The following is a 14,437-nucleotide window of genomic DNA, read 5'->3' on the forward strand; positions in this document are numbered from 1 at the left end:
TATATATGAGATAACATCTACAGACGAACCTCTAGAGTACAGACCGAAGTGTGGTATATGATAACACAGTTTTGTGCTTATAATTATGAACCCTGCGGGCCTTCCGATGCAAATCCCAGTTCAATTTAGAGCAAAAAAGCCCGCATCGAATCTCTGATGTAATGGATTCGATGCGGACGTTCACAATTCCTGCTATTTTCTTAATTCTGCGCCAAAAGTTTGCTGAAGGGCGGCGACTGCTTTTTCCGTAACCCCGGCAACCTCTTCATCGGTCAGCGTCCGCTCCTGATGGCGGTACGTCAAGGAGATCGCAACACTCTTCTTGCCTTCTCCCAGCTTGCTGCCCGTGAAGACGTCAAACACCTGGATCTGCTGCAGAAGCTCTCCGGCGTTCTCTCTGATGACTTGCATCAGGGAACCGGCTTCTACTTCCTCATTCACCACGATGGCAAGATCGCGCTCCATGCCCGGGAATCTAGGCAGATCGCGGTAAGCGACGCGGGCATTGGTCAGATCATAGAGCGGCTCAAGCAGGATCTCGGCGGCATAGGTATCTTCCAAATCCAGCTCCTGCTGCGTCTTTGGATGAATTTGTCCTAGCACGCCGAGCAGATGTTTGTTCTCGCCCTGACCTACGTAAACGGAAGCGGAACGTCCCGGATGGAAGCCTGCCGGCCCGTTCGCTTCGTAAGAAATGTCGTCAGCGCGAACGCCGAGATAATCGAGCACCGTTTCAAGCGCACCTTTCAAATCGAAGAAATCCACTTTGGCCGGCTGGACGTTCCACTGCTTGCTGCCTTTGCGTCCTGACAGCAGCAGACCGAGAACCGGACGCTCCTGCGGCTGCTTTGTCAACGTCTCCTCCTGCGTGTGGAACAGGTTCCCTATTTCAAACAGGGCCAGATCCGGCTGCTTGCGGTTATGGTTATACACCGCGATATCCAGCAGCTGCGGCAGCAAGCTGGTACGCAGCACGCTGCGGTCCTCGCTCATCGGCATCGCCAGCTTAACCGCCTTCCCGCCTTCCGATAGGGAAGTGAACACTTCCGCTTGCTGCGGATGAATGAAGGAGTAACCCAGAACCTCCTGGAATCCGCTGTGCGTCAGCAGACGGCGAAGCGAGCGGCGGATGGCCTGCGCTTCCGTCAACGATCCCGGCGTCGTCGGTCCTTCAATCGCCGTGGTCGGAATGTTGTCATAGCCATACAGGCGGGCAACCTCTTCGATCAGGTCTACATCGAGCGTAATATCGCCGCGGCGGGAAGGCACTTGGATATCCACCAATCCCTGGCCCGCATCCCCGCTAGGGAAATGCAGTCGGGAGAAGATCGTTTTGACCTCTAGCAAAGACAGCTCCGTGCCCAGATAACGATTGAGCTTCTCCAGCGACAACGTAATCACGGACGGCTCGGTTTGCGCACTTCCTGCTTCGACGATTCCTTGATGCACGGACCCGCCGGCATATTTCGCCATCAGTGCAGCCGCTCGGTTCAAAGCAGGGATCACTGCGGCCGGATCCACTTCCTTCTCGAAGCGGGAGCTTGCCTCTGAGCGAAGTCCCAGCTGACGGGAGGTTTTGCGGACGGTGCCGCCATCGAATTTAGCCGACTCCAGGAAAATATTCACCGTTCCGTCCGTTACTTCGGAGTCCAGACCTCCCATAACGCCAGCCAAGGCCACCGGCTTGCCGCCTGCCGTAATTACCAGCATGTGCGGCTCCAGACGCCGCTCCGCGCCATCCAGCGTCACCATCGTCTCGCCGGCCTCAGCCAAGCGTACGTGAACCGCCCCGTCTTTCAGCTGATCCGCATCAAAAGCATGCAGCGGCTGGCCGTATTCCAGCATCACATAATTGGTAATATCCACAATGTTATTGATCGGACGCACGCCGGCTGCCATCAACCGGTTCTGCATCCACAGCGGGGAAGGAGCGATCGTTACCCCCGTGATATAGCGTGCAGCATAATGGCTGCACTGCTCATCCGCGCCGATCGTAACCGAGATATGATCGGCTGCTGCATCATGAACCTCCAGCATTTCCTTCTCCGGGTTCGGCAGGCTCAGCTCGCGGCCGAGGATGGCGCTCACTTCGTAAGCCGTGCCCAGCATGCTGAGGCAGTCGGAACGGTTCGGCGTCAGGTCCAGCTCCAGAATTTCATCGTTCAGGCCCAGCACATCCACAATCGGTTTCCCGATCTCCGTGTCAGCCGGGAGCACCAAAATCCCCTCCTGCAGCTCTTTGGGCAGCAGTTTGTCATTCATGCCCAGTTCCTTGGCTGAGCAAATCATGCCTTGGGACAGCACGCCGCGCAGCTTGGCTTTCTTGATATCCAGCCCGCCCGGCAGCTTCGCGCCCACAAGCGCTACCGGCACCTTCTGGCCAGCATCCACGTTTTTTGCTCCGCATACGATCTGGAGATCTTCTTCCTGGCCCGCATCGACGACGCACACGTTCAGCTTATCGGCATCGGGATGCTTCTCCTTGCTCTTGACGTAGCCTACGACCACGTTGTTAATGCCTTGATTCCGTTTCTCGATCACATCGATTTCAATGCCGGCCGATGTAATGCGGCTAGCCAAATCCTCTGAGGTTACGCCTTCGAGCGAAATATAATCGGACAACCAATCGGTTGAAACTCTCATTGTCTATTCACTTCCCTTTATCGTTAAAATTAGATCCGCGTGAACTGATTCAAGAATGCCGTATCGTTGTTGAAGAAGTGGCGGATGTCATCCACGCCGTATTTCAGCATGGCAATCCGCTCAACCCCCATACCGAAAGCAAATCCGCTGTACTTCTCAGGGTCATAGCCGCCCATTTCGAGCACCTTCGGATGAACCATGCCGCAGCCTAAAATCTCTAGCCAGCCCGTTTGCTTGCATACGCGGCAGCCGCTGCCGCCGCATTTGACGCAGGATACGTCCACTTCCGCGCTGGGCTCCGTGAATGGGAAGAAGCTTGGACGCAGACGGATCTGCGTGTTATCGCCGAACATTTCCTGAACGAATTGCAGCAGCGTCCCTTTCAAATCGCTCATGCGAATGTTCTCGCCGATCACGAGGCCCTCGATTTGATGGAACTGGAACGAATGGGTCGCGTCGTCGTCGTCCCGGCGGAATACGCGTCCGGGACAGATGATTTTGACCGGAGCTTTTCCTTGCATCGACAGCATCGTCCGGGCTTGCACCGGGGAAGTCTGGGTCCGCATCAGCAGATCTTCCGTCAAATAGAAGGAATCCTGCATGTCGCGTGCCGGGTGGTTCTTCGGCAGATTGAGCGCCTCGAAATTGAAATAGTCCGTCTCCACCTCGGGTCCTTCCGCTACGCGGTATCCCATCCCGATGAAAATATCCTCGATATCCTGGATCACCTTGCTGAGCGGATGCACCGCACCTTGGCTGAGCTTGCGACCCGGAAGGGTCACGTCCACTTTCTCTGCGCGCAGACGCTCTTCGGTTTCCTGCTGCAGGAACGCTTCCTGCTTGCCGGAAATGACTTCCTCGATCGCGCCGCGAACGTCATTGGCCACCTGGCCGATCACGGGACGCTCCTCTGCGCTGAGTGCTCCCATGCCGCGCAGGATTTCCGTCAGGGCCCCTTTTTTGCCAAGGTATTTTACCCGCAAATCATTCAGCTGCTGCGGATCGGTAACATCCTGCAATTGCGCCAATGCTCCCTGCTTTAAAGCTTCCAATTTTTCCTTCATGGCTATTCGCACACCCCTTTGTAAACTCCATCATTGTTCTGAAAACAAAAAGGCCTCTCCTCCCGAAAAGGGACGAAGAGACCGTGGTACCACCCTTGTTAACATGCATCATACCCTAACCAAGACGGTAAAAGCCTTGGGCACGAGTATGCCTCATCATGCTCACTTGACCGACGTAACGAATCGGACCCGTTATCCCCTACTCAACCGGCGGGCTGCCGTGTTCAGGGAACTGCTCCGGAGCGAACTTCACCAGCCTGATTCTTTGAGGGACACTCTCAATCCACGGCATCCCTTCCCTGTAAAGAGGCACTGGCTACTTTTCTCCATCCATGCATTTAGAACTTATGCAAATATATAGGGTTTATTATATGCAACCTTTCGGCATATGGCAAGTTTCATTTCCCCATTTTAACCTCATCGGACCGATTTTAATCGGGATCCTTGGGCTCAATCCGACAAAAGCCCGGCAAGCTCGGCCCGCAGCTCCCTAATTTCGGCAAGCCAGCTCGCCTCGTCCCCGGCCTCAAGTCCATCAGCGGATAACCCCAGCAATTCCTGAATCCGGTACTCAAGCGCCATTCGGCGATTGTCCTTCTCGGTATCTCCCTTGATCACCCCGGTTCGCGCAGCCTGTTCCTCCTCCTCGCCAACGCTTCCCTCGAACCATGCGGGAGCTTCCCCGGGCTTCAGCGTAAGCAGCCGGTTCGCGATTTTGCGCACCAGATACCGGTCATGCGATACAAGCGCGATTGCGCCCGGAAAGCTGACGAGCACCTGTTCAATCACCTCTCGGGTATCCACGTCCAGGTAATTCGAGGGTTCATCCAGTACAAGGAGATGCGCCCCGCTGAAATACAGCTTGAGAAAAGCCGTTCTGCACTTCTCCCCCATGCTGAGCTGTCCCATCTTCTTAAACACGTCGTCTCTCCTGAAGAGAAACGAGCCCAGCAGGGTACGCGCACGGCTCTCCGTCATGCCGGGAATGACAAGAAGGCTGTCCAGCAGCGTGGTTTCAGGTTCAAGCCCCTCAAGCTCCTGCGAAAAATAGCCGATCTTGACGGAAGGATTCCGGGTAATCCGGCCCTCCTGCGGATCGATCTCCCCCAGCAGCAGCTTGAGCAGCGTCGTTTTTCCGCTTCCGTTGGGGCCTCTTACGGCCAGCCGGTCGCCGCGGTTCAAATAGAAGGTGAGCTTATTAAAAAGCTGTTGATCTCCGTATCCAAAACAGATGTCCTTCACTTGGACCAGGGTTCGGCCGCCGAATGCTTCCCCTTCCAGCTCCATGTTCAGCTTGGGCCCGCTGCGCGGCTTATCCACCCGCTCGGCTTCCAGCCGTTCCAGCGCTTTTTCCTTGGCATGGTATCTGGAGATGTTCTTCTTCGCTTTGGCCTTGTAGAAACTGGCGGTGATCTTGACTTCATTCACGTCCCCGGCCGCGTTATGCGCTTTATGGAACCATTCCTCGTATCTTCGGATCGACTCCTCAAGCGCCTTGCGGGCCAGCTCCTGCTTGCGATAAAGCGTCTCCTGCTCGCGCAGCTCGCGTTCCTTTTCGCGCCGGTAATCCGTGTATCCTCCCCGGTAACGCCGGAGTTCCTCCGACGTCAGCTCACAGACGGCGGTCGCCACCCGATCAATGAATTCCCGATCATGGGATACAAACAGCACCGTTCCTTTATAGGTCGACACCAGCCACTGCTCCAGCCAGACCAGGCTTTCACTGTCCAGATGGTTCGTCGGCTCGTCAAGCAGCAGAAATTTCGGGGCCGACACCAGGAGCGCAGACAGCATCACCTTCGTCTTCTGGCCTCCGCTCAGCTCGCGATAGGACACCGGCCACACCTCCGGCCCGATGCCCAGCATCGTCATCGCTTTCTCCACCTCGGTCTCCCACTGGAAACCGTTCCGGGATTCATAACGCTCCAGCAGATTGCCATATAACTCAAGCAGCTGCTCCATTTCCGCAGCGCTGCCGCCGTTCATTCGCTGCTCGACTCCCGCAAGCCGAAGCTTCAGCTCCCATAACGTTGGATGACTGCGGCTGCGCACCGTATCGATCGCACTCATATCGCCTTCCTCCGGTTCATCCTGCTGTCTCAACCAACCCCAGCGCTCTCTTGGAAGGATCGCCTCCACAACGCCGGAGGTCGGCTCAAGCTCACCGGCCAGGATGGAGAGGAGCGTTGTTTTGCCGGTACCGTTACGCCCATACAGCGCGATTCGCTCTCCTTCGGCCACTTCCAGCTGAATGCCTTCAAACAGCGGCTTTCCTTGAAGTTCCATGCTTATATCCTTCGCTTTTAGAATCATTGTCATATCGCCTCATCCTCTCTCTGTGAAAAACATCAAAAACCGCAGGCGATGGCCTGCGGCGGTTGTTATGAGAGAGGATTCGCTTGGATCTGAATAACGGGACGAATGCGCGCCACTGCTCAATTCTTCGGCTGTTCATTCCAGGCCAGCCCTGACGGGTATTGAGATGAAAGGTCCTTACCTTCGCCCGTCAACAAAAGCAGCAATCCGTTCCGTATATGTGATTGGTATTGGTTCAGAGTACCGTTTCAGACATAACAAAAAGAGGCACCCCAGTCACATTGTTCAGACACGCCAAATCTCTCCCTCTACCGCCGTAGAGAAACGCCTGCAAAACTACATGCAGTTGTTTTAGAGAAAAGGGTGTCTTACTTCATTGGACTAGGTTACCTCGCATTCTTGGAATGAAATTATGGCCATTATAACAGATATTTCTAAAATGTAAAAGGACTATCTGCGGAGCCTGCATCCTATAACAGCCAGAGATCCTTGATATCTCCAGGATTTACTACTTTGCCCCGTCTAAGATAACAAGCAGCTTCTGCAGCCAGTTATGCAATGAAGCAACAAAAAAACCCTTGGCACCAAGGGTTTTCGTCTAACTATAAGCGGGTGATGGGAATCGAACCCACGCTACCAGCTTGGAAGGCTGGAGTTCTACCATTGAACTACACCCGCATATCCACCTACAAAAGTGACGCTATGCTTTGGAGCATATGCCGATTACTATTTGCGAGGTCCTAAATCATAAGCGAATCGGGACGACACGATTTGAACATGCGACCCCCTGGTCCCAAACCAGGTGCTCTACCAAGCTGAGCTACGTCCCGATAATCAACATATTGTCTTTTGAAGACAAAAATAAATATACCATGCGTGACACGCAATTTCAACATGTATTTTATGGAAAATGTATCATAGGCACTAGAAAGCAAGCAGCACCCTTCCGAATGGGGAAAGATGCTGCTCTTTCATACACTGATATAAGATGCAAGGACGCCCTAGCCATCCTTACTTCTTTTTGTCGAACGTCACTTCCGGCGTCGTCAATTTATCGTAAAAATCCACTATTTTGTCTTTATCGTCCGAAGCGCGAAGTGCCATTGCGGAGCGCGGATGTTCGTCCAGGGTGCCTGTAATCATGTAGGGCATGATGTAACCCCACTCCTCTTTTTCGCGAAGAGGGATCATGAAGCGCTCAATAATGTCCAGTACCGGGCGCAGCTCGTACTTCGTGCCTTTCAAGTGGGTAACCAAAAGCTCGGTCGGACAGTTGCCGGCCGCGCGGCCCATGCCGTACACGGACGCATCCAGAAGCTCAACGCCGAGGTCGGCGGCTACCAGCGTGTTGGAGAACGCCAGCTGCATATTGTTATGGGTATGAACGCCAAGACGTTTGTTCGGCAGATGCGTCTTGAACTTATTTACCAGGTATTCCATGTCTTTATGATCCAGGCTTCCGTAAGAATCGACGATGTACACCACGTCCACGACGCTCTCCCTGATCATCTCAAAGGCTTCCAGCAGCTCATTCTCCATCACGTTGGAGAGGGCCATAATGTTCAGCGTCGTCTCGTAACCGCGATCATGGAAGGTCTGAACCAGCGCAAGCGCCTTATCCACGTCTTTGATGTAACATGCAACGCGGATGAGATCCAGCAGGCTCTCCTCGCGCGGCAAAATATCATCCTCATCCACCCGGCCGATATCGACCAGTGCGGACAGTTTGGTTTTACCTTTATGGGGAATAACTTCTCGAAGGAATTCATCATCCAAAAAACGCCAAGGGCCGGCTTGATCAGCGCCTTTTAGCAGCTTAGGCGAATTTTTATAACCGATTTCCATATAGTCCACGCCAGCCTCATTCAGGCCTGCATATAAATTTTGCACGAATTCTACGCTAAAATCCCAGTTGTTCACCAGTCCGCCATCGCGAATGGTACAGTCTACAATCTTTGTCTGACTACTCTTAATCATTCTAAGCTAAACTCCTCTCGGCAATTTTCTCTTCATCATACTTGAATGCCGGTTGAAAAGTAAAGCATAACATGTGCATCAATCCTTGACGGCCTCGGCCTCTCGGAGTATCCAGTCGCTGATGGTTCGGACGAGCACGCCGGTTGCCCCTCTGGGATCCACGCCCCGCTCCTTGGACAAGTAAGCCGTACCTGCAATGTCGAAATGAACCCAAGGCAGCCCGTCAGCAAACGTGCCCACAAAAAGACCGCCCGTGATCGTCCCGCCTTCTCGCCCGGTTTGATTTCGCAAATCCGCCACCTCGCTCTTCAATTTATCCCAAAACTCCGGATAGGATGGGAGCGGCCATATTTTTTCGCCGGCCCTACGGGAAGAAGCGATAAGCTCCTGCAAAAAGGTTTCGTCATTGGTTACGGCCCCGGTGGCGATATCCCCAAGCGCCGAAACGACGGCCCCGGTCAACGTGGCCACATCAATCAGGCGCGAAGCGCCGAGCTGTTTGGCATGGGTTAATCCATCCGCGAGCACGATGCGGCCCTCGGCATCCGTGTTCAGCACTTCGACGGTACGGCCGCTCATCGTCGTCACGATATCGCCTGGTTTAAAGGCGCCGCCGCTCATCACGTTCTCCGCAGACGGGATCACCATCACGACATTCACCTTGGGGCGAATACGCCCGAGAGCCTCCATAACGCCCAGCACTGTAGCCGCCCCGCCCATATCGCTGATCATATCCTCCATCCCGGCTGCCCTCTTCAGCGAAACGCCGCCGGTATCAAACGTGATTCCCTTGCCGACCAGGCCGATCACATCGTCCCATGTCTCCCGTCCCTGATAACGGATCGTAATCATGCGCGGCGGATGTATGCTGCCTTTCCCTACGGCCAAGAGACCGCCCATTCCTTTCTCGACCATGGCTTCCTCATCCAGGACCTGTGCTTCGAAGCCGTACCGCTTCGCCAGCTGAAGCGCCTTCTGGGCCAAGTCTTCCGGTAACAGTTTATTGCCGGGAAGGTTCGTCAAATCTCGTGCCAGGCAGGTTGCTTCTCCAATCGCTTGGCCCAGCGACATGCCTTCCTTCCACGCGGCTTCAAATTCCGCTTCCGCATTTCCTTCTATATAATAGAGGATTTCTTCTAAATCCGTATGTTCGGTAGCATCTCGTTTATAATGCGGTTTCCGGTAGCTTCCCAGGATAAAACCTTCGGTTAAAGCCTGAGCCGCGTCGCGGGGCGTCTGTTCGGCGGTGAAGCTGACCATCGTATGCGGAATTTGAATGGCCGCGCTGCGTATTCCCGATTTTACGGCCGCCTTCGCCGCTTGAGCTGCAACCAAACGCAGCTGCTCGGATGTCAGGATACCTTCGGGACGGCCTACCCACATTAACAGGCGCGATCCGCTCGAAATGCTCTCCGGCCATACGAATGACCGGTTGGCGGTGCCGTCGAACAGCCGGTTCTCCGCTAACTGCTTTAATAACGGGTCCCAGGCCGCGGAAATGCCGCCCTCCTTCGCTTGTTTTTTAGTAACGGGAACGATGATGGCATCCGCTTGTACTTGCCCGGCTGTTAAATTGCTTTCAAATGTCCATTTCATGTCTCTTCTCCTCCTAAAAAAGAAAAAGCCATTCCATTGGAACAGCTGCTCTTGTATTCAAATCGGTTGCATATCCTCTTAGACTTCCGACACGTCCAGCTTGGGAAACGTGATCACAAACTCGGTCCCGGCCCCAATCTGGCTATCCACGGCAATGGTGCCGCCATGGTTTCGGATGATGCTGTAGCTCACGGACAAACCAAGTCCCGTCCCGCTCTCTTTCGTCGTAAAAAAGGGATTAAAGAGGTGGTTGAGCGTATTCTGATCCATGCCGCCCCCGTTATCCGAAATGCAAATGTTAATATGTTTCCCCGTGTCACGGGCTGAAATATCAATCATCCCGGTAATGTTCTCGTCATGATGCTCATTTATGGCGTCGAGGGCATTTTTAATAATATTCAGAATCACCTGTTTGATCTGCTTGACATCAACGGAAATAAACGCAGGTGGGGTCTTATCGGTATGCAGATTGATCTGGCATCCCTTCATCAAGGCTTCGCTCTCTGTTAATAGAACAACTTCCTTCAATAATGAGGATACGGATACAATCTTGGTCTCTGGAGCCGAGGGTTTGGAGGAATTGAGAAATTCGTATATAATATCGTTTGCGCGATCGATCTCCGTTAGTATGATTCTGGCATACTCGTCCTTTCCCAAACTTACGAGATGCGGACGCAGCAGCTGGATAAAGCCTCGAATGGATGTCAGCGGGTTTCGGATTTCATGGGCAATGGAAGCCGAGATTTTTCCCAGCATGGCCAGTTTATCGTTCTGATAAGCGGTTTGCTCAATTCGTTTGAAATCCGATACATCCTTCACGCTGATCAGGAAGTCGCCTTCCATTTGGTCCCCATACGTCATCGTGATCAGCCACGATCTGCCGAATTCATCAACCAATTCATGGAATCTTCGGCGATGGAATACCGTTTCCCGAAAAATGCGAAGTATTTTTTTCTTCTTGAATCTGGAGAGCTGGGGATGACGCAATAGCTGGGTCAGCGTACAGCCTGTCAGCGATTTACGGGATACGCCTAACAGTTTTGCCATCTGCACGTTAACAAATGCCAACACTCCATCACTATCAAAGAGGATAATCCCGCTGTCGAGATTCTCCAGTATGTTCTCATACTTGTTTCTAATAAGCTGACTGGAATGAAATGAACGAATTGCCTGCAGCTCAGATTCACGGATTTGACTCAACAAGATGGCTCCCCCTTTTCTTGAAAAGTTGAACTCACCAAACCGACAAAAAACATGCGAAAAAAATGAGCTTGTCCGCCTCTGAATCAGAAGCAGCCCGAATCTGCTTCCTTCCATGATAGTCATCGAAACAAAGAAACGTCAATCAGAAATCCTGTCGAAAAATGGATAATTGCATAAAAATACCATTGTCATTACTTATGTATTGGGGTTTATGCAATTGATATGACACCCGTCATTGCACAGCTAATGCAAATGATTACCCAAACCTGTTTGATTTGAAACATTAAAAAAGCCCCGGACATTCACGAGGCTTTATTAATCCCTAATTAAGGCTGCTTCTGGAGTCGGAGCCTGCGCTGGCTCATCACGGCAAGCCGTCTTTTCAGTTCGCCCTGCCACTTCTCGTCCTCCATCCATTTGGCAACCACCAGGAGATCCAGCGACATATCAATCTGACTCTGAACAACCGTGAGCGGATCCTCCGACTCCCGATTGACCACATTCTCAAAAATGGCATCCTCATCTTCCATCACGTAATCCTGAAAATCCACCTGGGATGCACCGTCACCATGGGCATATTCAGCCAATATCTCATACTCATTCTCAACCCGATGATGAACCTCGACGCGATGGCAGACCGGACAAGACAGTAGGGGAACATTATGTACTTGAGTGCGATAATGCTTCAGTGTACCCTTTGTACCCATCATACTAGCCCCACAGCAAAAACTCATATCGTTCACCCTCCTTGTGTGGATTTTCAATCGTTTCAATATTGTATTCGCTTTCAGGCAGGCTAATTCCTTCATGAAAAAAACCTTGATTTAAAATTTTGGCATGATTTCCTAATCATAAGCCGGCCAACCTATTTATTTAATTATATATTAACGCAAGCGCGGTTTCCTAAACAAAAGTCTTCCCCTATTTCATCCAATAAAATCAAGAGTGAAAAAACCCCCATTACCTGGACGTAACGTCAGGTAATGAGGGTTGCTATTCATGAAATGGAATTACAGGTTGCTATCGCCTGGCTTCCAGTTCATTGCGCACAATCCGCCGGATTGCAGTGCTTGAAGAACGCGAAGCGTTTCTTCTACGCTGCGGCCAACGTCGTTATGGTTAACAACTTGATATTTCAATTCGCCTTCTGGATCGATGATGTACAGGCCGCGCAGAGCAACGCCTTCTTCTTCGATCAGAACGCCGTAGTCTCTAGCTACGTTCTTGGTGATGTCGGAAGCCAGCGGGAAGTTCAATGCTCCCAGACCGTTAGCTTCTTTAGCTGTGTTGATCCAAGCTTTGTGGCTGTGAATCGAGTCAACGCTCACACCCAGGATTTCCGTATCCAATGCTTTGAATTGATCGTAAGCATCGCTGAGAGCCGTGATTTCAGTTGGGCATACAAAAGTGAAATCCAGCGGATAGAAGAAGAATACGAGCCATTTGCCGCGGTAGTCGGACAGGCTGACTTTGCCAAAATCTTTACCGTCACCTGATACAGTTTCCATTGTGAAATCAGGAGCCGCTTTACCAACCAAACGTTCTGCCATGATTGAATTCCTCCTTAACATATGTAAGAAAATACGTGTATTTTCTACATGGTATGTTCTATGAACATTTAATAGAAATGTTATCATCGAGGCTAATCAAAGTCAAGATTGTAGACGTTACTTTATTATAATTATTATAAATAAGAAGTTTTCTTGAACGTACGCTTCTTCTATTAACGGATAGCCGCGGCAATCAAATCGCCCATCTCCGTGGTGCTGAGCGCCTTGCTCTTATCAACGGCAATGTCTGCCGTCCGGTGTCCGGCATCAAGCACCTCGGCAACTGCGCGTTCAATGGCGTCAGCCGCATCCTCGTATCCGAACGTGAGGCGATACATAAGCGCTACGGAAAGAATCGTTGCGATCGGGTTCGCCAAGCCTTGGCCGGCAATGTCCGGAGCCGAACCGTGTACCGGCTCGTACAGACCGAAAGCTCCTTCGCCCATGGATGCGGATGCCAGCATGCCGATGGATCCTGTCAGCATGGCTGCTTCGTCGCTCAGAATGTCACCGAACATATTCTCGGTTACGATGACATCAAAGCTGGACGGGCGGCGCAGAAGCTGCATCGCGCAGTTGTCTACCAGCACGTGCTCCAGCTCGACGTCCGGGTATTCAGGGGCGATGCGGTTTACGGTTTCGCGCCACAAGCGGGACGTTTCCAGCACGTTCGCTTTATCGACGGAAGCCAGCTTCTTCCGGCGCTTCTGTGCAATCTCGAAGGCTTGATGCACGATGCGCTCTACCTCGGCGGTATTGTATACGCAGGTATCTACCGCTTCTTCTCCGCCTGCACCTTCGCGTCTGAACTTCTCGCCGAAGTATATGCCTCCCGTCAGTTCACGAACAACCATCAAGTCGGTTCCTTCCAGAACCTCGGGCTTCAGTGTGGATGCATCCTTCAAGCAGTCAAAAATGACGGCCGGACGCAGGTTCGAGAACAGGCCAAGCTCTTTGCGGATGCCGAGCAATCCGGTTTCCGGGCGAAGCTCCTTCGCGTTGTTGTCCCATTTCGGTCCGCCTACCGCACCAAGCAATACCGCATCGGCGCTTTTGCATACGCTCAGCGTTTCTTCCGGGAGCGGCGTTCCTTTCTCGTCGATCGCAATGCCGCCAAACAACGCATGTTCCGTCGTGAATGAAAGTCCGAATACCTCTTCGGTACGTTTAATGATTTTCTCCGCTTCCGCCACTACCTCAGGACCGATGCCGTCTCCCGCGATTACCGCGATTTTTTTCGTTTCTGCCATCCTTCGTCACTCCTTATTTATATATACACTGGTCGTATTTAATCATCTAGTTACTGTTGTAACATACTTCCCCCTCGATTGACCAAGATATAGAAACTATGAACTTAATTCGTTTTGCCTATAAGTAGGGGGAATGTGATCAGGGAGACGGCGTCAAAGAAGTTGTGCAGAAGCTCGAAGAGCTAATTTCGCGAGAGCAGTTCATGCGAGAGCAGTTTATGCGAGGGCTTCGAAGAGTTAATGCGGGAAGCTCCGAGTACGTATCGTTCCTCCAATCGCTGTTGTCGCCGAATTTCTGGATTGTATGTCAGGGGATGAAATTCGGCTCCAAAGGCGACCGCTCCGCTTTTCCGGAATCGATTCGTCCTCTCCGCTGCTTCGATGCTAATGAATTGCCAGGTCACCGGAGGAGAGCACATCTCCCTGACCACAAGGGTGATGGGAGATGAAGAGCCGCCCTATGCATAAAAATAGGGCGGCTCTTGCTTTTGTAGGTAACACTTGAATGTAACGACTTGAAGAGATTCTTGGTTGTTCCTGGTCTTGCGCTTTTTGCTTCTTGCTTCGGCTTCCGCTTCCTGCATCTGCTTCGGCTTCTTACTTCCGCTTCCTGCTTCTGCTTCGGCTTCTTGCTTCGGCTTCTTGCTTCTGCTTCTGCTTCTTCTTCTGCTTTTTCTTTTGCGTCTTTCTTGTTCTTCCTGCTTTTCCTTTTTTTTTATTTCTTTCGCTTTCAGCTTTTTTTTACGCTACTCCTTTTTTCTTCTTCTTACTACTTCAGTTTCTTTGTTATGTTTATAAACTAGTCTGCATGTTATTGTTGACTCTACCGTTAGTACAT

The 14,437-nt window shown here is 52.0% G+C and carries 9 protein-coding genes and 2 tRNA genes; all 11 read right to left on the reverse strand.

Annotated elements, in window-relative coordinates; translation table 11 throughout:
- Positions 1-192 precede the first annotated feature (192 nt).
- The gene (pheT, locus tag RB297_RS25720) at positions 193-2,643 is read right to left on the reverse strand and encodes a phenylalanine--tRNA ligase subunit beta (protein ID WP_375121758.1); all 2,451 of its coding nucleotides are present in this window, start codon (positions 2,641-2,643) and stop codon (positions 193-195) included.
- A 29-nt stretch (positions 2,644-2,672) separates the two neighbouring features.
- Positions 2,673-3,707, reverse strand: coding sequence for a phenylalanine--tRNA ligase subunit alpha (gene pheS / locus RB297_RS25725; RefSeq protein ID WP_375121759.1), 1,035 nt, complete (start codon positions 3,705-3,707; stop codon positions 2,673-2,675).
- Between the two features lie 450 nt (positions 3,708-4,157).
- Positions 4,158-6,026 (reverse strand): ribosomal protection-like ABC-F family protein, encoded by a 1,869-nt coding sequence (gene abc-f / locus RB297_RS25730; RefSeq protein WP_036659989.1) that lies wholly within the window; start codon positions 6,024-6,026, stop codon positions 4,158-4,160.
- Positions 6,027-6,630: 604 nt separating this feature from the next.
- Positions 6,631-6,701 (reverse strand) — tRNA-Gly (locus RB297_RS25735).
- A gap of 78 nt (positions 6,702-6,779) precedes the next feature.
- Positions 6,780-6,853, reverse strand: a tRNA-Pro gene (locus tag RB297_RS25740).
- A 181-nt stretch (positions 6,854-7,034) separates the two neighbouring features.
- Entirely contained in the window at positions 7,035-8,000 is a 966-nt protein-coding gene (locus tag RB297_RS25745; protein ID WP_009593056.1) for an aldolase catalytic domain-containing protein, read from the reverse strand.
- A gap of 78 nt (positions 8,001-8,078) precedes the next feature.
- Positions 8,079-9,596 (reverse strand): leucyl aminopeptidase, encoded by a 1,518-nt coding sequence (locus RB297_RS25750; RefSeq protein WP_375121760.1) that lies wholly within the window; start codon positions 9,594-9,596, stop codon positions 8,079-8,081.
- A 78-nt stretch (positions 9,597-9,674) separates the two neighbouring features.
- A complete protein-coding gene (locus tag RB297_RS25755; protein ID WP_192570746.1) occupies positions 9,675-10,799 on the reverse strand; it encodes an ATP-binding protein in 1,125 nt (374 codons plus the stop codon).
- A gap of 326 nt (positions 10,800-11,125) precedes the next feature.
- The gene (locus RB297_RS25760; RefSeq protein WP_015737147.1) at positions 11,126-11,533 is read right to left on the reverse strand and encodes a hypothetical protein; all 408 of its coding nucleotides are present in this window, start codon (positions 11,531-11,533) and stop codon (positions 11,126-11,128) included.
- 276 nt (positions 11,534-11,809) lie between these two features.
- Entirely contained in the window at positions 11,810-12,349 is a 540-nt protein-coding gene (locus RB297_RS25765; protein ID WP_009593058.1) for a peroxiredoxin, read from the reverse strand.
- A 173-nt stretch (positions 12,350-12,522) separates the two neighbouring features.
- A complete protein-coding gene (gene leuB / locus RB297_RS25770) occupies positions 12,523-13,599 on the reverse strand; it encodes a 3-isopropylmalate dehydrogenase (protein WP_015737148.1) in 1,077 nt (358 codons plus the stop codon).
- Positions 13,600-14,437 lie beyond the last annotated feature (838 nt).

Source organism: Paenibacillus sp. CR_12 (genome assembly GCF_041953985.1).
GTDB classification, from domain to species: Bacteria; Bacillota; Bacilli; order Paenibacillales; family Paenibacillaceae; genus Paenibacillus_AQ; species Paenibacillus_AQ lautus_A.

Bases quoted from the DNA above. Each gene is read 5' to 3' on its own strand.
- pheT (WP_375121758.1), bottom strand. From the start codon at position 2,643: ATGAGAGTTTCAACCGATTGGTTGTCCGATTATATTTCGCTCGAAGGC.
- pheS (WP_375121759.1), bottom strand. From the start codon at position 3,707: ATGAAGGAAAAATTGGAAGCTTTAAAGCAGGGAGCATTGGCGCAATTG.
- abc-f (WP_036659989.1), bottom strand. From the start codon at position 6,026: ATGACAATGATTCTAAAAGCGAAGGATATAAGCATGGAACTTCAAGGA.
- RB297_RS25745 (WP_009593056.1), bottom strand. From the start codon at position 8,000: ATGATTAAGAGTAGTCAGACAAAGATTGTAGACTGTACCATTCGCGAT.
- RB297_RS25750 (WP_375121760.1), bottom strand. From the start codon at position 9,596: ATGAAATGGACATTTGAAAGCAATTTAACAGCCGGGCAAGTACAAGCG.
- RB297_RS25760 (WP_015737147.1), bottom strand. From the start codon at position 11,533: ATGAGTTTTTGCTGTGGGGCTAGTATGATGGGTACAAAGGGTACACTG.
- RB297_RS25765 (WP_009593058.1), bottom strand. From the start codon at position 12,349: ATGGCAGAACGTTTGGTTGGTAAAGCGGCTCCTGATTTCACAATGGAA.
- leuB (WP_015737148.1), bottom strand. From the start codon at position 13,599: ATGGCAGAAACGAAAAAAATCGCGGTAATCGCGGGAGACGGCATCGGT.